This is a genomic window from Dichelobacter nodosus (genome assembly GCF_001263335.1).
Taxonomy (GTDB): Bacteria; Pseudomonadota; Gammaproteobacteria; order Cardiobacteriales; family Cardiobacteriaceae; genus Dichelobacter; species Dichelobacter nodosus.
In genome coordinates, this window is the sequence record NZ_LGVW01000012.1 from 49,203 (window position 1) to 63,460 (window position 14,258).

Genomic DNA, 14,258 nt, shown 5'->3' on the forward strand with positions numbered 1-14,258 from the left:
GCGTCTTGAGAAATTGATCATGTTATTTTTTCACCGCAAATTTTTCCCGTTTTTCATCACTCAATTTTTGGGTGCGTTTAACGACAATTTGTTCAAAAACGCCATGCTGATTTTTTTTGCCATGCATATTCAGTCCGAAAAAACTTTGAGCGTGTATACCAACTTATCAGCGGGATTATTTATTTTGCCGATGTTTTTATGTTCGGCGTGGTCGGGGCTGTTGGCAGAACGCATCGAAAAGCGCCGATTAATATTGTGGGTCAAAGGCTTAGAAGTATTCATTATGCTTTTGGGGATTGCCGCTTTTTGCTGGGCGCAGAAGGGACTCATGATGTTGGTTTTATGTTTGCTTGGTTTGCAATCAACCTTTTTTGGTCCCGTGAAATACGGCATTTTGCCGGAACGGCTGCTCGCCTCCGAACTCATGCTCGGCAACGGCATCGTTGAAGCCGGCACATTCTTAGCGATTTTAACGGGAACATTGCTTGGCGCGGCATTAATGGGCGCACAAGCACAATCAGCGTTAATCGTTGTGATGTTGATGAGCGCGGGCGGCGGTTTGATTGCAGCCTATTTCATTCCCAAAAGCGTACAAAATCCAAAAATAATGTCTTTACCGCCGTGGCAACCGTGGCAGCAAACGCGCCAGCTTTTGCAGGAAACCGTTCAAAAACCGACTTTGTTTTACGCAATTTTGGCAATTTCTTGGTTTTGGTTATTAGGCGGCGGTTTATTAACGCAAATTCCGCAATACGCGCGCGATATTTTGGGCGGCAACGCCGCGGTGATGACTTATTTGCTGGTTTTATTTTCTGTTGGCGTCGGTGCGGGATCGCTGGCGGTGGGGAAATGGTCGCGCGGGCGCATCGATATGAATTGGGTCAGTATCGGCGCATTGTTATTGTGTTTGGGTTTAGGCGGGCTCGTTGCGCTGTCAACGCCTGCCAAAATCAGCGGACAAACGCTGACGCAATTAATGTGCACTTTATCTTTTTGGGGCACGAGTGCCGCTTTTTTATTAATTGCTTTTGCTGGCGGCATTTATGTTGTGCCGTTATACGCGTTGATTCAACAACGAGCGCCCGTTGGCTATAAATCGCAAATGATCGCGGCAAATAATATTTTAAACGCTTTATTTTTGGTTGCCGTGAGCATCTGCGCGCTGGTGGTTTTGGGCGTTTTTAATGGCTCGTTGCAGGATTTTTTCTGTTTACTTTTTGCGGCTCATGCGTTGGTCAGTTTGGTGATTGTGTATTATTTTCCTGATGCGCTGATTCGCGCGATTGCACGCGGTTTTATGAAATTGTGTTACCGCTTTGAAGTGCGCACGCAGGAAAATCTCAGGTTTTACGAACAACAACCGGTTATTTTTGTTGCCAATCATGTGAGCTATATCGATCCGATTGCCATTGTTGCGGCGTTGCCGAAAATTCCGCGTTTTGTGATGTACTATAAAATTTTTAATGTTCCGGTATTAAATTGGTTTTTTAAATCCGTGCGCGCCATTCCCATCGCCGGACGTCACGAAGATGCATATTATTTTCAACAATCCTTTGAACAAGTGCATCATAATTTACAAACCAATGAATGGGTTGGCATTTTTCCGGAAGGACGTTTGAGTAGTGACGGCAAAATTGCGCCGTTTAAACGCGGCGTGGCGCTGATGCTAGCAAAAGATCCGGTCACCGTGATACCAATTCACGTTGATAATTTGTGGGGCAGTTTTTTCAGCCGCAAATATGGATTATGCCGCCGCTTTCCGCGAACTTTTCGCCGCAAAGTTGTTATTACTATTGGCAAAGCGTTGCCAGCAAATGCTTATTCTGCCGATGAATTAGAACGCGCCGTTTGTTTACTTGCGCCAACACAAAATGAATAACGCACCCATTGGATTATTTGATTCCGGCGTTGGTGGCACCAGCATTTGGCGCGCCGTGTGCGCAGAATTACCGCAAGAATCGACGATTTTTTGGGCGGATAATGCGCACGCGCCTTATGGCGATAAATCGCCGGCGGAAATTATTGAATTAGCAGCGAGAAATACGGAGCAACTGCTTTCGCGCGGCTGCAAAATGATCATCATTGCTTGCAATACCGCTTCTGCGCACGCGGCGGCAATATTAAGAACACGCTATAACGTTCCTTTTGTTGCCGTAGAACCTGCGATTAAACCGGCTGCTTTGGCAACTAAAACCGGCGCGGTTGGCGTATTAGCAACCACGAGCACATTAATGAGCGCTGCTTTTCAAAATACGGTAACTCGATGGGTTGATACGCAAAAAAACGTGCGATTAATTGCGCGCAGCGGTCGCGGTATCGTGGAATTAATTGAAAGCGGACAAATGGAGAGCGCAAACATGCGCGCATTATTAGCCGCGCACGCGCAGGCTTTTCGCGCCGAACATATCGATCAATTAGTTTTGGGGTGTACGCATTACCCGTATTTGCGCCCGTTGTTACAAGAATTACTGCCCGCAGTCAGCATTATTGACAGCGGCGCGGCGGTGGCGCGCCAAAGTCGGCGGATTCTCGCGCAGTGGGATTTGTTAAATGACGGCGTAATGCCGGCGCGGCATCAGTGTTTTTGCACGGCAGAAAGCGCGGTATTGTCGCAATTTGTGCCGGAACATTGTTCAGCGCCCATTGTCGTGGATTTATTAGGATAAATGAGCTGATTAATCGCCGATAGCTGTTTTAAAATGCGGGCGATAGAGTAGGTAAAAGGCTCGATTTCAGGATCGTTATAATCCGTTTCTACGCGTTTTTTCAGGGCAATAAGCGCGTCATTAATGGGGCGGCTTTGTGCTAAATCGTCTAACAGTTGCGCGACTTGTTCGCCGATTTCATTCATGTATTGCTGCGTTTCCGCGCGAATGCATAAAGTGCCGCGAAAAACTGCTAATACCGAAATATAACCAATAATGCGGTAGTTTTGCGTCAGTAAAAGGCGTGTTTTTTCAATATTTTGTTGATATTTTTGCGGTTTTGCCAGCATATCGTTAAGCAGTACTGGCAACGCGGCAGCGCTTTCATGAACGCAGCGGCGTGCAGCACGGTAGCGAATGTCATCGCGATTTTTACCGACTTGACTCAAAATCAGGCGCAAATATTGTGCGTCACTGCGCAAAACAGCAGAAGTCATCGCCGGCAACGAGAAATAATCCCAATCGGGCCAAAGATAAAATACGGCAACCCATGAAATCGTGGTGCCGACTAAAGTATCAAAAATGCGGTTGATGACTACAACATGCATATCAATGCCCGACATCGCAAAGCCGATAAATACTTGTACGGTAATGAAAAAAGTAGAAACGCCGTAATTACGCGTGCGCACATAAAAAAATGCGGTATTACATAAAACAATTAACGTTAGCAAGCTGATTCTGTCGGGAGCGATGAGCGGCAAAAAAGATCCGACGACGACGCCGGCTAAAGTGCCGATGATACGGAGCAATAATTTTGATTCGGTGGCAACGTAGTTGGGTTGGCAAATAAAAACGCAGGTCACCATAATCCAGTAACCAAAATGCAAATGGAAACTTTCCACAATGAAGCAGCTAATGAGGGTTAGGAAACTGATGCGCAAAGCGTGGCGAAAATAAACCGATTGCAAATTTAAATTGTCGCGCAATCGTTGCAATCCTTCGCGCAGATTGGCGGCGTTGCTATTAATAACGCGGCTGTCTTCGCTTTGAGTGCTGTCGGGAATGCTGCCGAGTTGGGCGAGTTTGGCGTTAATCGTGCAAAGGTTGGCGATGAGGGTTTCTAGGCGTTGATTCGGGCGTTGGGCGTGGTGGCGGCAATAAAATTGCCACGCGTGATGCAATCCTTTTTCGCAACGCGCTAATGCTGGCGGATAGTGATAATGGTCTTCTTGTTCTAAAGCGTTGGCGTACGCGGTGCAGGCTTTACTTTGCAGACGAATCATGCGTTCGAGGCGAAAAAGGATATCGTTATGTTGCAAAGCGGTGAGCAGTTTTTCGTAATCGACGTGAGCGGCGCTGATGCGTTCGTGAATATCTTGAGCGATAAAATAATCGTGCAATTGGCGGCGCGTGCGGTGGCTGATGTGTTGACCGCTTAACCGGTAAAACAAACGATCGCGGCATGTATTAAAACTGGTATTAACTTTATTGGCGCGCAATGCCAGTTGGTATTGATTGTGTTCCAAAACGCTGCGTTCATCGGGAAGAAAAAAAGGCGCTTTTGCTGCAACGTAAGACGCGAGCGCGCGAAAAGCATCTGCCAAACCGCGTTGCACTGGGCGGCAGGGAAATAGCGCTTCAAAGGCAACGCGGCTGCTGTGATAAATAATGGTGCCAAAAATCAGCATCATGGGATTGAGATACCACGCGAGTTGGGATTCATAAGGAAGCGTTGTGTATAACGCAACAACTAACGTTGCAAATGCAATGGTGCGGTAGCGAACATCGATGGCGCCTGCCATGGTGGCGCAAAAGGCAACGCTTGTCATGATAAACGTTAATAAAATGCTGTTGCCGATGCTGAATTGTACGGCTAAAGAAACGGCAGTAAATGCCGGCAATATCACGAATAATTGTTTAACGCGACCGCTGGCATGATGATCTAAATCGGCTAAAACGCCGGCGATAACGCCTAAAAATAAGGCGATACTGCCGCGGTGAATGTCAGCAAACCAAATAATTGCCGCTGCGATGCTGAAAGCGGTAAATACGGGTAAATTTTCCAGCCAAGATTGGTGGTTTAAGCGTTGACGTAAAGTAAGCATTTTTATAATGAGGTTGATTTTTAGGAATAATGTATCACGAATGGTGCTTTTTGCACGGGAAAGGCAGCATAAAAATGATTGATATCATATCGTTAAACCCGCGCCGCAGGGCAATGTTTCATGTTGCAATTGCGTTAATTAATTGCCGTAATCAGTTATTGATTTATTTTCTTGTGTTATTCTGACTCATTATTATTTTCTATTTATTTTCATTACGGTTGTTTTACAAAATCATTTAAAAGAAAAAATAATGAATGCCTATTGGCTAAAATAATTTTAATAAATAAGTCATCTTTATTTCGACTTATATTTTGAAGGAGTTCTTATGAGTCATAAAACAAAGCACAAATCTGAAATAAATCATGAAGATTGGTTAATCAAACTTTGGGCGTGGGCAGATGAATTTTCAATTCCTGATGAAGAATTGCCGCGCGATAAAGAACGTTTATTAGCAATGGAAGAGTTGCGGTTTTATCGCAATGAAGCCGATGAAAGTTATCAATTTTCTAAATATCCCAAAATTACGTTATTACCGCCGGAAATCGGGCATTTAACGCAATTAAAAACGCTGAATTTAAGCCATAGCGAATGTTCTTATTTGCCGCCGGAAATCGGGCAGCTAAAACAATTGCAATCGTTAAATTTATGTTGGTGCCGTTTTAATACATTGCCGCCAGAAATCGGGCAATTAGAATCGCTGCAATATTTAAATTTAGAATGGGGATCTTTAGCAACGTTGCCCAAAGAAATTGGTCAATTAAAACAATTGCGGCGCTTGAGTATTCAATCTTATGCATTAACGGATTTACCGGCAGAAATTGGGCAATTAAGCGCATTAGAAGATTTATCTTTATCGTGCATTCAATTGATGACTTTACCGGAAGAACTCGGACAATTAAAAAATTGTCGTTCTTTGCTTTTAGATTGTAATCAATTGCAACAATTACCTGAATCTTTGGGCGCATTAGAACAATTGCAATTTTTAACGTTTCGCGGCGGAATGTTTCAAAAATTACCAGAAAGTATTGGAAATTTAGTGCAATTGCATACGTTATCGGCATCGCATACGTTAATTTCTCGTTTGCCATCAACAATTGGGCAATTAATTTATTTACAAGAATTGGATTTAAGCAGTAATCAATTAGAAGTATTGCCGCCGGAAATTGGCAAATTAAAACAGTTGAAAAAACTGCATTTGAATAATAACGTGTTAAAAGTATTACCGCCGGAAATTGGTCATTTAATCAATTTAGAATCTTTGCAAATATGGAGCAATCATTTAATTGCGCTGCCGGCAACGATCGGGCAATTAAAAAAATTGGCAGAATTGCATTTAAAAAATAATGAATTAATTTCTTTGCCCAATGAAATTGGACGATTGCAAGCTTTGCAAACCTTGGATATTAGAAATAATCAATTAGCGCAATTGCCCGTTGAAATAGGTTTACTCATGCAATTGACCAAATTGGAAATTCGCGATAATCGATTAAGCGATTTGCCAGATGAATTGTGGGCGTTAAGCGATATGAATCAATTAAAACTTGAGCGTTTTATCAAACGAGGGCAACGGATCAATGTTCAAGAAGCGCTTTCTGCTGCCGCAGAAGAAAACAGTTCTTACGTTCCGCCCATTTTATTGGATAGAAATCAAGTTGATGAAGAAGACTTTTGGGACGGCGAATTTTCATCGCCAGATGATGAGAATTAGATGGTCGGGGAGACAGGATTCGAACCTGCGACCTCTTCGTCCCGAACGAAGCGCGCTACCAGTCTGCGCTACACCCCGAAAACGGCGACATATTGTACCGCCGCTATTTTGAAATGCAATAAATTTTAATGCGCCGCCCACAATAATACCGCGATCAATTGCGGCAGCATAATCCGCAAGAACGTTGTCAGTGGATAAACCGTGGCATAAGCCAACACAGATGCGCCGTTGTTTTCTTGTATGGCGTTAGCAAAAGCAAGCGCAGGGGTATCCGTCATGGCGCCGGCTAAAAGCCCGCAGATCGTGAGATAGTTCATTTTGCTGTAGTAGCGCGCGATGATGCCGGCAATTAATAAAGGCAGTAAGGTGATGATGGCGCCGTAACAAATCCACGAAAAACCATCTTTACTCAAAAGCGTTGAGAAAAAATGTTCACCGGCATGAATGCCTATCACGGATAAAAATAAAACGATGCCGATTTCTCGTAACGCGAGGTTTGCGCTTGGCGGCATAAACCAATACAGTTTTCCGATACTGCCGATTCTTGCTAAAACCAAAGCAACGACTAAAGGCCCGCCGGCTAAACCGAGTTTTAACGCTACGGGAAAACCGGGTAAATAAATTGGAATTGATCCCAACAAAACGCCTAAACCGATGCCGATAAATACGGGTAACATTTGAACTTGTTGGAGTTTTTGTTGCGCGTTTCCGATTAATGATAAAACGGTGGCGATGTTTTTTTGGCGTCCAACTAAATGCAAAACGTCGCCAAATTGCAATGCCATTTCATCAGATGGAATTAGTTCTACGCCGGCGCGATTGATGCGCGAGATGACAACGTCATATTGCGATTGAATTTGCAGTTGCGCGAGTTTTTTGCCGCATACTTGTTCATTGGTGACGACGGCGCGTTCGTTTTTAATCGGTGAATCGCCGGAATTGAGCGGTTCGTGACCGGCTTCTTCGCCTAGAATAATTTGCATTTTGTTAAGCGATTTTTTGTTGCCTACTAAATGCAAAATATCGTTGAGATAAAGCGTGGTGTTGGGGTGCGGAATGATGAGTTCGTCGTTACGTTTTAAGCGCGAATAAATCACCGTATTGAGATCGTAATCTGGAATTTCCCGCAGCAGGATGTTGTTAATATTGGGATTAGTGATGCGGATATTGATGCCGGCGAGCCCTTTTTGGCGTTGTTGTTCTTTGTCGAAAAATTGCAATTCTCTTTCGGGGCGAATTTTAAATATCAAACGAATGAGCCACATCGCAAGCAAAACGCCGATGATGCCAAAAGGATAAGCAATGGCATAACCCATGCCCATGAGTTCTGTCATTTGCTCTCCGCCGAGTTCGGCAATAATTTGTTTACCGGCACCGAGCGAGGGCGTATTGGTCACGGCGCCGGAAAGAATGCCTAAAATCGCCGGCAGCGGAATGGAAAATAAATAATACAAAATCACGCTGCACAATCCGCCCAGCAAAACAATCAGCGCGGCAAAGGCGTTTAATTTCAAACCAGAAGAGCGCAAGCTGGCAAAAAATCCCGGTCCTACTTGAATGCCGATGGTATAAACGAAGAGAATTAATCCAAATTCTTGAACAAAATAAAGCGTTTGTGAATCTAATACGATATTTTTTTGTTGCATGAAACTCGCTACCGTCGGAAGATTCATGATGTGCGAAATGATGATGCCGCCAAATAAAACGCCGCCAATGCTTAATCCAACGCCGCGAATTTTAATATTGCCCAACCATAGTCCCAAACTGGCAACTAAAGACAAAATACAGATGGTAATTGCAACACTGCTCATAAACGATGTTCCCTTCTCCAACCTCTTATTTAATAAGAAAAACGCTTGATTATTCTATCAAAAATCGCATTATCTTTATAGCCGATCGAATCAGTCGGCACGCGTAAAAAGTGGATAAAAATAGCGGCGAGAAATGATATTTTTTGAAAACGTTTTTCACAGCGTTTGCGTTCTATTATTACGTTATTTTTCAATATCTTTTCTGAAACGGCGGCGATTTATTGGATTTTTCTTGCTCCCGTTTCAAAGAAGGTTTATTTTGAAAATGCTGACCCATTTTGAGGAGATAATAATGATTGAATATAAACACGTATTATTTGTTACCGATTTGCGCGAGGATTGCGATGTGGTTTTGGAGCGCGCTAAATATATTTTAAAAATGAGTTCCGGCAGTAGATTGAGTTTATTGCACATTGTGGAAGAAACGGTTTTAACGGCGGGATATGAAATTGTGCCGATTGTGCCGGCGGATAGTGAAAGTGAATTAACGCTTCATGCCAAACAACAAATCCGCGCTTTGTTGGCATCGCATCATTTAGAAGCGAGCATTCATGTGGATTCGGCTTTATCCACGCGGCGCGGGATTTTGGATTACGTTAAAAAAAATCAACCGGATTTGCTGGTTATTGGTCGTCATAAACGCACGGGACTTTCTTCTTTGTTGGGTTCAACGGCTGATGATATTTTGCCGAGCGTGCCGTGTGATGTTTTAGTGGTGCAATTAGGCGAGCCGGTGTGAAGTGTTTATTTTTGTTATGTTAATTAAAGACTCGCCGGTTGATGTGATAAATTGATGATTTGTGCACGGCGGATTCGGTGATATTAAAACAGATAATTCGTATGTTGTCGGTATAGTTATGGCATACTGATTTGCATGTTTTTATCTTTTGTTTACCGCTTCGGTTGCAAAAAATAGGGACGCTATTTTGCTCACTTTATTCTTAGGAGAATTTATGATGAAAAAAACTTCTTTACTATTATCAGCCGCGATTGCCTTGAGTTTGACGCAGGTTTATGCCGGCGTTGTGTTAAAAAATGAAGGGCAAAAAGTGGGTTATGCCATCGGGGTGGATATGGGAAGTTCCATTGCGCAATTAGGTATTTCTGATGGGGAAGAATTGGATTTTAATGCCGTGATTTTGGGATTGCGCGATGCTTATCAAAAGAAAGATTTGCTTTTAACTCAAGATGAAATGACGAAAACGCTGCAAGATTTTTCTGAAAAACGTTTGCAAGCCATGAAAAAAGAAATGGAAAAAATCGCCGCTGAAGAAGCAGAAAAAGGCAAAGCGTTTTTAGAAGAAAATGCGAAAAAAGACGGCGTAATTACAACGGAATCTGGTTTGCAATATAAAGTTGTTAAAAAAGGAACCGGCGCAAAACCCAATAGCGACGACCGCGTTACCGTTGATTACACCGGCACTTTGATTGACGGCACCGAATTTGACAGCTCAAAAGGACGCGAACCTATTACGATTAACGTACAAGATGTTATTGCTGGTTGGGTTGAAGGTTTGCAACTGATGACCGAAGGCGCTAATTATATTTTCTATATTCCGTCTGATTTAGCTTATGGCTCTCGCGGCGCCGGTAACGCTATTCCGCCTAATGCTACTTTGATTTTTGATGTGAATTTACTCAAAATTGAAAAAAATGAAGCGGAAGCCGAAGCTGATAAAAAAGAATCGATTGCAAAATCCATCAATAAATCTTTAGAAGAAGCCACGGAAATCGTAAAAGCAGAAGTGGAAGCTGACAAAAAAGAATCGATTGCAAAATCCATTAATAAATCTTTGGAAGAAGCCACAGAAACCGTAAAAGCGGAAGCCGAAGCTGATAAAAAAGAAGCCATTGCCAATTCTATTAATAAATCTTTAGAAGAAGCGGCGGAAGCGGTAAAAGAAGTGATCGAAGCGAAACCTGATGAAGCGGCTAAAAAATAGCCTGAATTCGTTAGATGATTTAAGCCCCTAAAAATAGGGGCTTTTTTATGATTAAAGTATCGTGATGATAAAAACACCGGAGACAACGCTCCGGTGTTTTGTGCGTATCAAACTTTTTATAAAGCTTTCAATACTGCCAACAACCATTTCCAAAATACTTCAACGCTCTTGATATTGACGCGTTCATCTGGAGAGTGCGGCATCACAATATCAGGACCGATGGACGCCATTTGCCAGTGTGGATAATTTTGCGCCAAAATGCCGCATTCCAAACCAGCGTGAATAACGTTCACAATGGGTTTTTTACCGATGACTTTTTCCCCTTCTTGTACGAGCACATCGGTAATCTTCGCGCCAACGATCGGTTGCCAACCAGGATAATCGTTATCCAATTTACCGTTACCGCCAGCGAGCAAGAATAAACCTAACATGCGTTGTCCCAAATTATCGCGCGCGTCATTATCGGAAGAGCGCAATAAACATTGCACTTGTACTTCTTGATCGTTAGTTCTGATAGAAGCCAAGTTTGAAGAAGTTTCAACGAGACCAGCAATATCAATACTCATTCTATCAACGCCGTTGGGGCAAACGTTGATTGTGCGCAATACGGTATCTTGCGTTGCTTTATTCCAGCATTTTGCCGGTTTATCTGCTTCGGTTAATTTCACGCCGAAAGCATTGCGTTCAGCTTCTGGCAAACCGCGTCTAATCACGGCAATTTCAGGTTCGAGCGCCGCTTGCAATGCTTTCATAGATTCTGCACTGGTGATAACAGCTTCAGCATCGCGCGGAATTGCGTTGCGCAATGTTCCGCCTTGCATTGAATGAATGCGAATTTTGTCGCCTAAAACAGATAATAAACGCGCTAAGATTTTGTTAGCGTTGCCGCGTTGTTTGATGATATCGCTGCCAGAGTGTCCGCCCATTAATCCGTAAACGGCTAAAGTGTAGCCTGCTTGATTATTGGTTTCATAGGTCAGCGGTAATGTGAAGGTGCCGTCAACGCCGCCAGCGCAACCAATGCAAATTTCACCCAAATCTTCGGTATCAAGGTTTAATAACAAGCTGCCTTTGAGCCAGCCGCCTTTTAAAGCAAAAGCGCCGTCCATTGCAGTTTCTTCGGTTGCTGTAAATAAAGCTTCTATAGGACCGTGTTCGATGCTGTTATCGGCAAGAACAGCCAAAGCAGTAGCGGCACCAATACCGTTATCCGCGCCTAAAGTTGTATCTTTTGCGCGCACCCATTCGCCATCAATATAGGCTTCGATCGGGTCTTTGCTGAAATCATGTTTAGATTCTTTGGTTTTTTGTGCAACCATATCTAAGTGCGCTTGTAAAATTACGCCTGGAGCATTTTCTTTTCCTTTGGACGCTGGTTTACGAATTAAGACGTTGCCGCCAGCATCGCGTTCTGCCCATAAACCTAATTCTTTTGCAACACCAAGTACGTAATTTTGTACGGCTTCTTCTTGACCAGAGGGACGCGGAATTTGGCATAATCCATGAAAATATTTCCATAATAATTCTGGCTTTAGACTTGTAATAGACATGTTATTCTCCGATTTTAATTTATTAAAAGCCGGTATTTTTGCCGGTAGGAGCATTCTAGCAAAGTTTGAACGAGAGGATTTATTGCTTTTAATCCAAATTTTTATTTTTCCGATCGATTCTTTAAAGAAATAAAAATTTACGATCAATTTATATTGTTTTTTAAAAAATGATAGGTATCTAAAGGCGATAAACGGTGCGATAAAAAATATAGTAGGGTAGAATGTAGCAAGCTTTCTTGTTTATGAAATTTAATGAATAGGAAAGTGTTACATAAAATTAAAATACTAAATGGGGAAATTAATTATGAAACATTTGAAAATTGCTTTTTCTGAGAAAGCTATGGTGTTTTCTGATGGAGTCAAAAGTCGTCAGATTATCAACGTTGTTGACACAGATTTTTCTGATGTAGCAGCGCTTGTTATTACTGATGAGGATCAGGAGTTTTTAGCCAATGGCAAATTAAAGTCATTTAAAATTCCTGTGTTTTTGATTAAAACCGGCGACGTAGCGGTTAAAAAAGAATTTATTGGTCGTATCGATCGCGTCATTGATACATGGCAATACACTAATATTGAATTATATGCTCGCCAAATTGAAGCTGCAGCTGATAAATATGAAGCTAAAATGCTCCCGCCATTTTTCCGTGCTTTAAGCAATTATGTAGAAGCCGGTCACTCACAATTCGACTGCCCCGGACATCAAGGTGGACAATTTTATACACGTCACCCAGCTGGACGCGCGTTTTATGAATTTTACGGTGAAAACTTATTTAGAAGTGACTTGTGTAATGCTGACGTCAGATTGGGCGATTTGTTAATTCACGAAGGTCCTGCATGTGATGCACAACAACACGCCGCACAAGTTTATAACGCTGATAAAACTTATTTCGTACTTAACGGTACATCATCAGCCAATAAAATGGTGCTCAATGCATTACTCGCTCCGGGTGATATGGTTCTTTATGATCGCAATAACCATAAATCTGTTTGCCACGGTGCGCTCGTTCAAGCAGGAGCAACACCCGTTTATTTAGAAACCGCACGCAATCCGTTTGGTTCAATTGGCGGTATTTTGGAACATTGTTTTGATGAAACTTATATCCGCAAATTAGTCGCTGAAAAAAATGCCGAAAAAGCCAAAGCAAAACGTCCGATTCGTTTGGCAGTCATTCAATTAGGAACTTACGACGGTACTATTTATAACGCACGCTATGTAATTGATAAAATTGGTCATTTATGTGACTACATTTTATTTGACTCTGCTTGGGTGGGTTATGAACAATTCATTCCGATGATGAAGGATTGCAGCCCGTTATTATTAGAACTTGGACCCGATGATCCTGGTGTTTTGGTAACACAATCTGTGCACAAACAACAAGCTGGTTTTTCTCAAGCCTCTCAAGTACACAAAAAAGACGCCCACATCAAAGGACAAGATCGTTATGTTAATCATAAACGTTTGAATAACGCATTTATGATGCATGCTTCAACTTCTCCTTTCTATCCGATTTTTGCTTCTCTCGACGTAAACGCAAAAATGCATGAAGGCGGCGCCGGACTTGAAATTTGGAAAGATTGCGTAGAAGTGACCATTGAAGCTCGGAAAGCAATTTTAAAGAATTGTAAATACATTCGACCAATGGTTCCGCCCGTTGTTAACGGTAAAAAATGGGAAGATGGCGATACCGCGAAAATGGCGCAAGATATTTCTTACTTTGCCTTTGAGCCGGGCGCCAATTGGCACTCTTTCGAAGGGTACGGAAAAGGTCAATACTTCATCGATCCCTGCAAATTCTTGTTAACAACACCGGGTATTAACGTTGAAACTGGAAAATATGAAGATTTCGGTATCCACGCAAATATTTTAGCCAACTATTTACGTGAAAACGGCATTGTTCCAGAAAAATGCGACTTAAATACCATTTTATTCCTGATGACGCCGGCAGAAACCAAAACCAAGATGGACGATTTAGTTGCTCAATTAATCCGCTTTGAACAATTAATTGAAGCAAATGTGCCAATGCAAGACGTATTGCCAAGCATTTATTATGCCAATATTGAAAAATATAAAGGCTACCGTATTCGTCAACTTTGCCAAGAAATGCATGATTTCTACAAAGAAAGAAAAGTCAGCGAATTGCAAAAACGTTTGTTCTTGAAAGACTATTTACCAGAATACGTCATGACTCCTCAGGAAGCGAACTTTGCTTTTGTACGCGGTGAAGGCGAATTGGTCGCATTAAGTGATGCGGTAGGACGTATGGCTCTAGAAGGTTCTTTACCTTATCCACCGGGTGTTATTTGTGTACAACCTGGCGAAAGATGGTCTGAAACCGCGCAAAAATACTTCTTAGCACTTGAAGAAGGTATTAATAAATTGCCTGGTTTTGCGCCAGAAATTCAAGGCGTCTATCTTGTTACTCAAGAAGATGGAACGAAAAAAGCATACGGCTATGTTTTAAAATCTGAATTAGATAAATAACTTTCTATATGCTC

9 protein-coding genes and 1 tRNA gene are annotated in these 14,258 nt (G+C 42.4%); 6 read left to right on the forward strand and 4 right to left on the reverse strand.

Translation table 11 applies throughout. The features are described from left to right. Positions 1 to 19: 19 nt before the first annotated feature. Together AKG33_RS02130 and murI are read left to right on the forward strand one after the other, a co-directional pair. On the forward strand, positions 20 to 1,879 hold the full coding sequence (locus AKG33_RS02130) for an MFS transporter (RefSeq protein WP_050707875.1): 1,860 nt from the start codon (positions 20 to 22) through the stop codon (positions 1,877 to 1,879). Continuing rightward, positions 1,872 to 2,666, forward strand: a complete 795-nt coding sequence (murI, locus tag AKG33_RS02135; RefSeq protein ID WP_050707876.1) for a glutamate racemase — start codon at positions 1,872 to 1,874, stop codon at positions 2,664 to 2,666. Before AKG33_RS02130 ends, murI begins: the two co-directional genes overlap by 8 nt. Here murI and yccS read toward each other — a convergent pair. After that, positions 2,576 to 4,750, reverse strand: a complete 2,175-nt coding sequence (yccS, locus tag AKG33_RS02140) for a YccS family putative transporter (protein ID WP_011927766.1) — start codon at positions 4,748 to 4,750, stop codon at positions 2,576 to 2,578. The genes murI and yccS overlap by 91 nt on opposite strands. 325 nt (positions 4,751 to 5,075) lie before the next feature. Between yccS and AKG33_RS02145 the strand changes: the two genes are divergently transcribed. Then, positions 5,076 to 6,458, forward strand: a complete 1,383-nt coding sequence (locus tag AKG33_RS02145) for a leucine-rich repeat domain-containing protein (RefSeq protein WP_011927768.1) — start codon at positions 5,076 to 5,078, stop codon at positions 6,456 to 6,458. A 1-nt stretch (position 6,459) separates the two neighbouring features. Here AKG33_RS02145 and AKG33_RS02150 read toward each other — a convergent pair. Next, positions 6,460 to 6,536, reverse strand: a tRNA-Pro gene (locus tag AKG33_RS02150). A 47-nt stretch (positions 6,537 to 6,583) separates the two neighbouring features. Then, the gene (locus tag AKG33_RS02155; RefSeq protein ID WP_011927769.1) at positions 6,584 to 8,269 is read right to left on the reverse strand and encodes a putative transporter; all 1,686 of its coding nucleotides are present in this window, start codon (positions 8,267 to 8,269) and stop codon (positions 6,584 to 6,586) included. Positions 8,270 to 8,561: 292 nt separating this feature from the next. Here AKG33_RS02155 and AKG33_RS02160 point away from each other — a divergent pair, with 292 nt between their 5' ends. Both AKG33_RS02160 and AKG33_RS02165 read left to right on the forward strand, forming a co-directional pair. Beyond that, entirely contained in the window at positions 8,562 to 9,008 is a 447-nt protein-coding gene (locus AKG33_RS02160) for a universal stress protein (RefSeq protein ID WP_011927771.1), read from the forward strand. A gap of 214 nt (positions 9,009 to 9,222) precedes the next feature. Then, complete coding sequence (locus AKG33_RS02165) at positions 9,223 to 10,212, forward strand: FKBP-type peptidyl-prolyl cis-trans isomerase (protein WP_011927772.1); 990 nt, start codon at positions 9,223 to 9,225, stop codon at positions 10,210 to 10,212. 116 nt (positions 10,213 to 10,328) lie between these two features. On the opposite strand, the gene AKG33_RS02170 is transcribed toward AKG33_RS02165, so the two are convergent. After that, positions 10,329 to 11,762 (reverse strand): aminoacyl-histidine dipeptidase, encoded by a 1,434-nt coding sequence (locus AKG33_RS02170; RefSeq protein ID WP_011927773.1) that lies wholly within the window; start codon positions 11,760 to 11,762, stop codon positions 10,329 to 10,331. A gap of 304 nt (positions 11,763 to 12,066) precedes the next feature. Here AKG33_RS02170 and AKG33_RS02175 point away from each other — a divergent pair, with 304 nt between their 5' ends. Beyond that, positions 12,067 to 14,244, forward strand: coding sequence for an ornithine decarboxylase (locus AKG33_RS02175; protein ID WP_011927774.1), 2,178 nt, complete (start codon positions 12,067 to 12,069; stop codon positions 14,242 to 14,244). The last annotated feature ends 14 nt before the right edge of the window (positions 14,245 to 14,258 follow it).

What these genes read in the sequence shown, in the direction of transcription:
- AKG33_RS02130 (WP_050707875.1), top strand. Translation starts at nt 20, where the DNA reads ATGTTATTTTTTCACCGCAAATTTTTCCCGTTTTTCATCACTCAATTT.
- murI (WP_050707876.1), top strand. Translation starts at nt 1,872, where the DNA reads ATGAATAACGCACCCATTGGATTATTTGATTCCGGCGTTGGTGGCACC.
- yccS (WP_011927766.1), bottom strand. Translation starts at nt 4,750, where the DNA reads ATGCTTACTTTACGTCAACGCTTAAACCACCAATCTTGGCTGGAAAAT.
- AKG33_RS02145 (WP_011927768.1), top strand. Translation starts at nt 5,076, where the DNA reads ATGAGTCATAAAACAAAGCACAAATCTGAAATAAATCATGAAGATTGG.
- AKG33_RS02155 (WP_011927769.1), bottom strand. Translation starts at nt 8,269, where the DNA reads ATGAGCAGTGTTGCAATTACCATCTGTATTTTGTCTTTAGTTGCCAGT.
- AKG33_RS02160 (WP_011927771.1), top strand. Translation starts at nt 8,562, where the DNA reads ATGATTGAATATAAACACGTATTATTTGTTACCGATTTGCGCGAGGAT.
- AKG33_RS02165 (WP_011927772.1), top strand. Translation starts at nt 9,223, where the DNA reads ATGATGAAAAAAACTTCTTTACTATTATCAGCCGCGATTGCCTTGAGT.
- AKG33_RS02170 (WP_011927773.1), bottom strand. Translation starts at nt 11,762, where the DNA reads ATGTCTATTACAAGTCTAAAGCCAGAATTATTATGGAAATATTTTCAT.
- AKG33_RS02175 (WP_011927774.1), top strand. Translation starts at nt 12,067, where the DNA reads ATGAAACATTTGAAAATTGCTTTTTCTGAGAAAGCTATGGTGTTTTCT.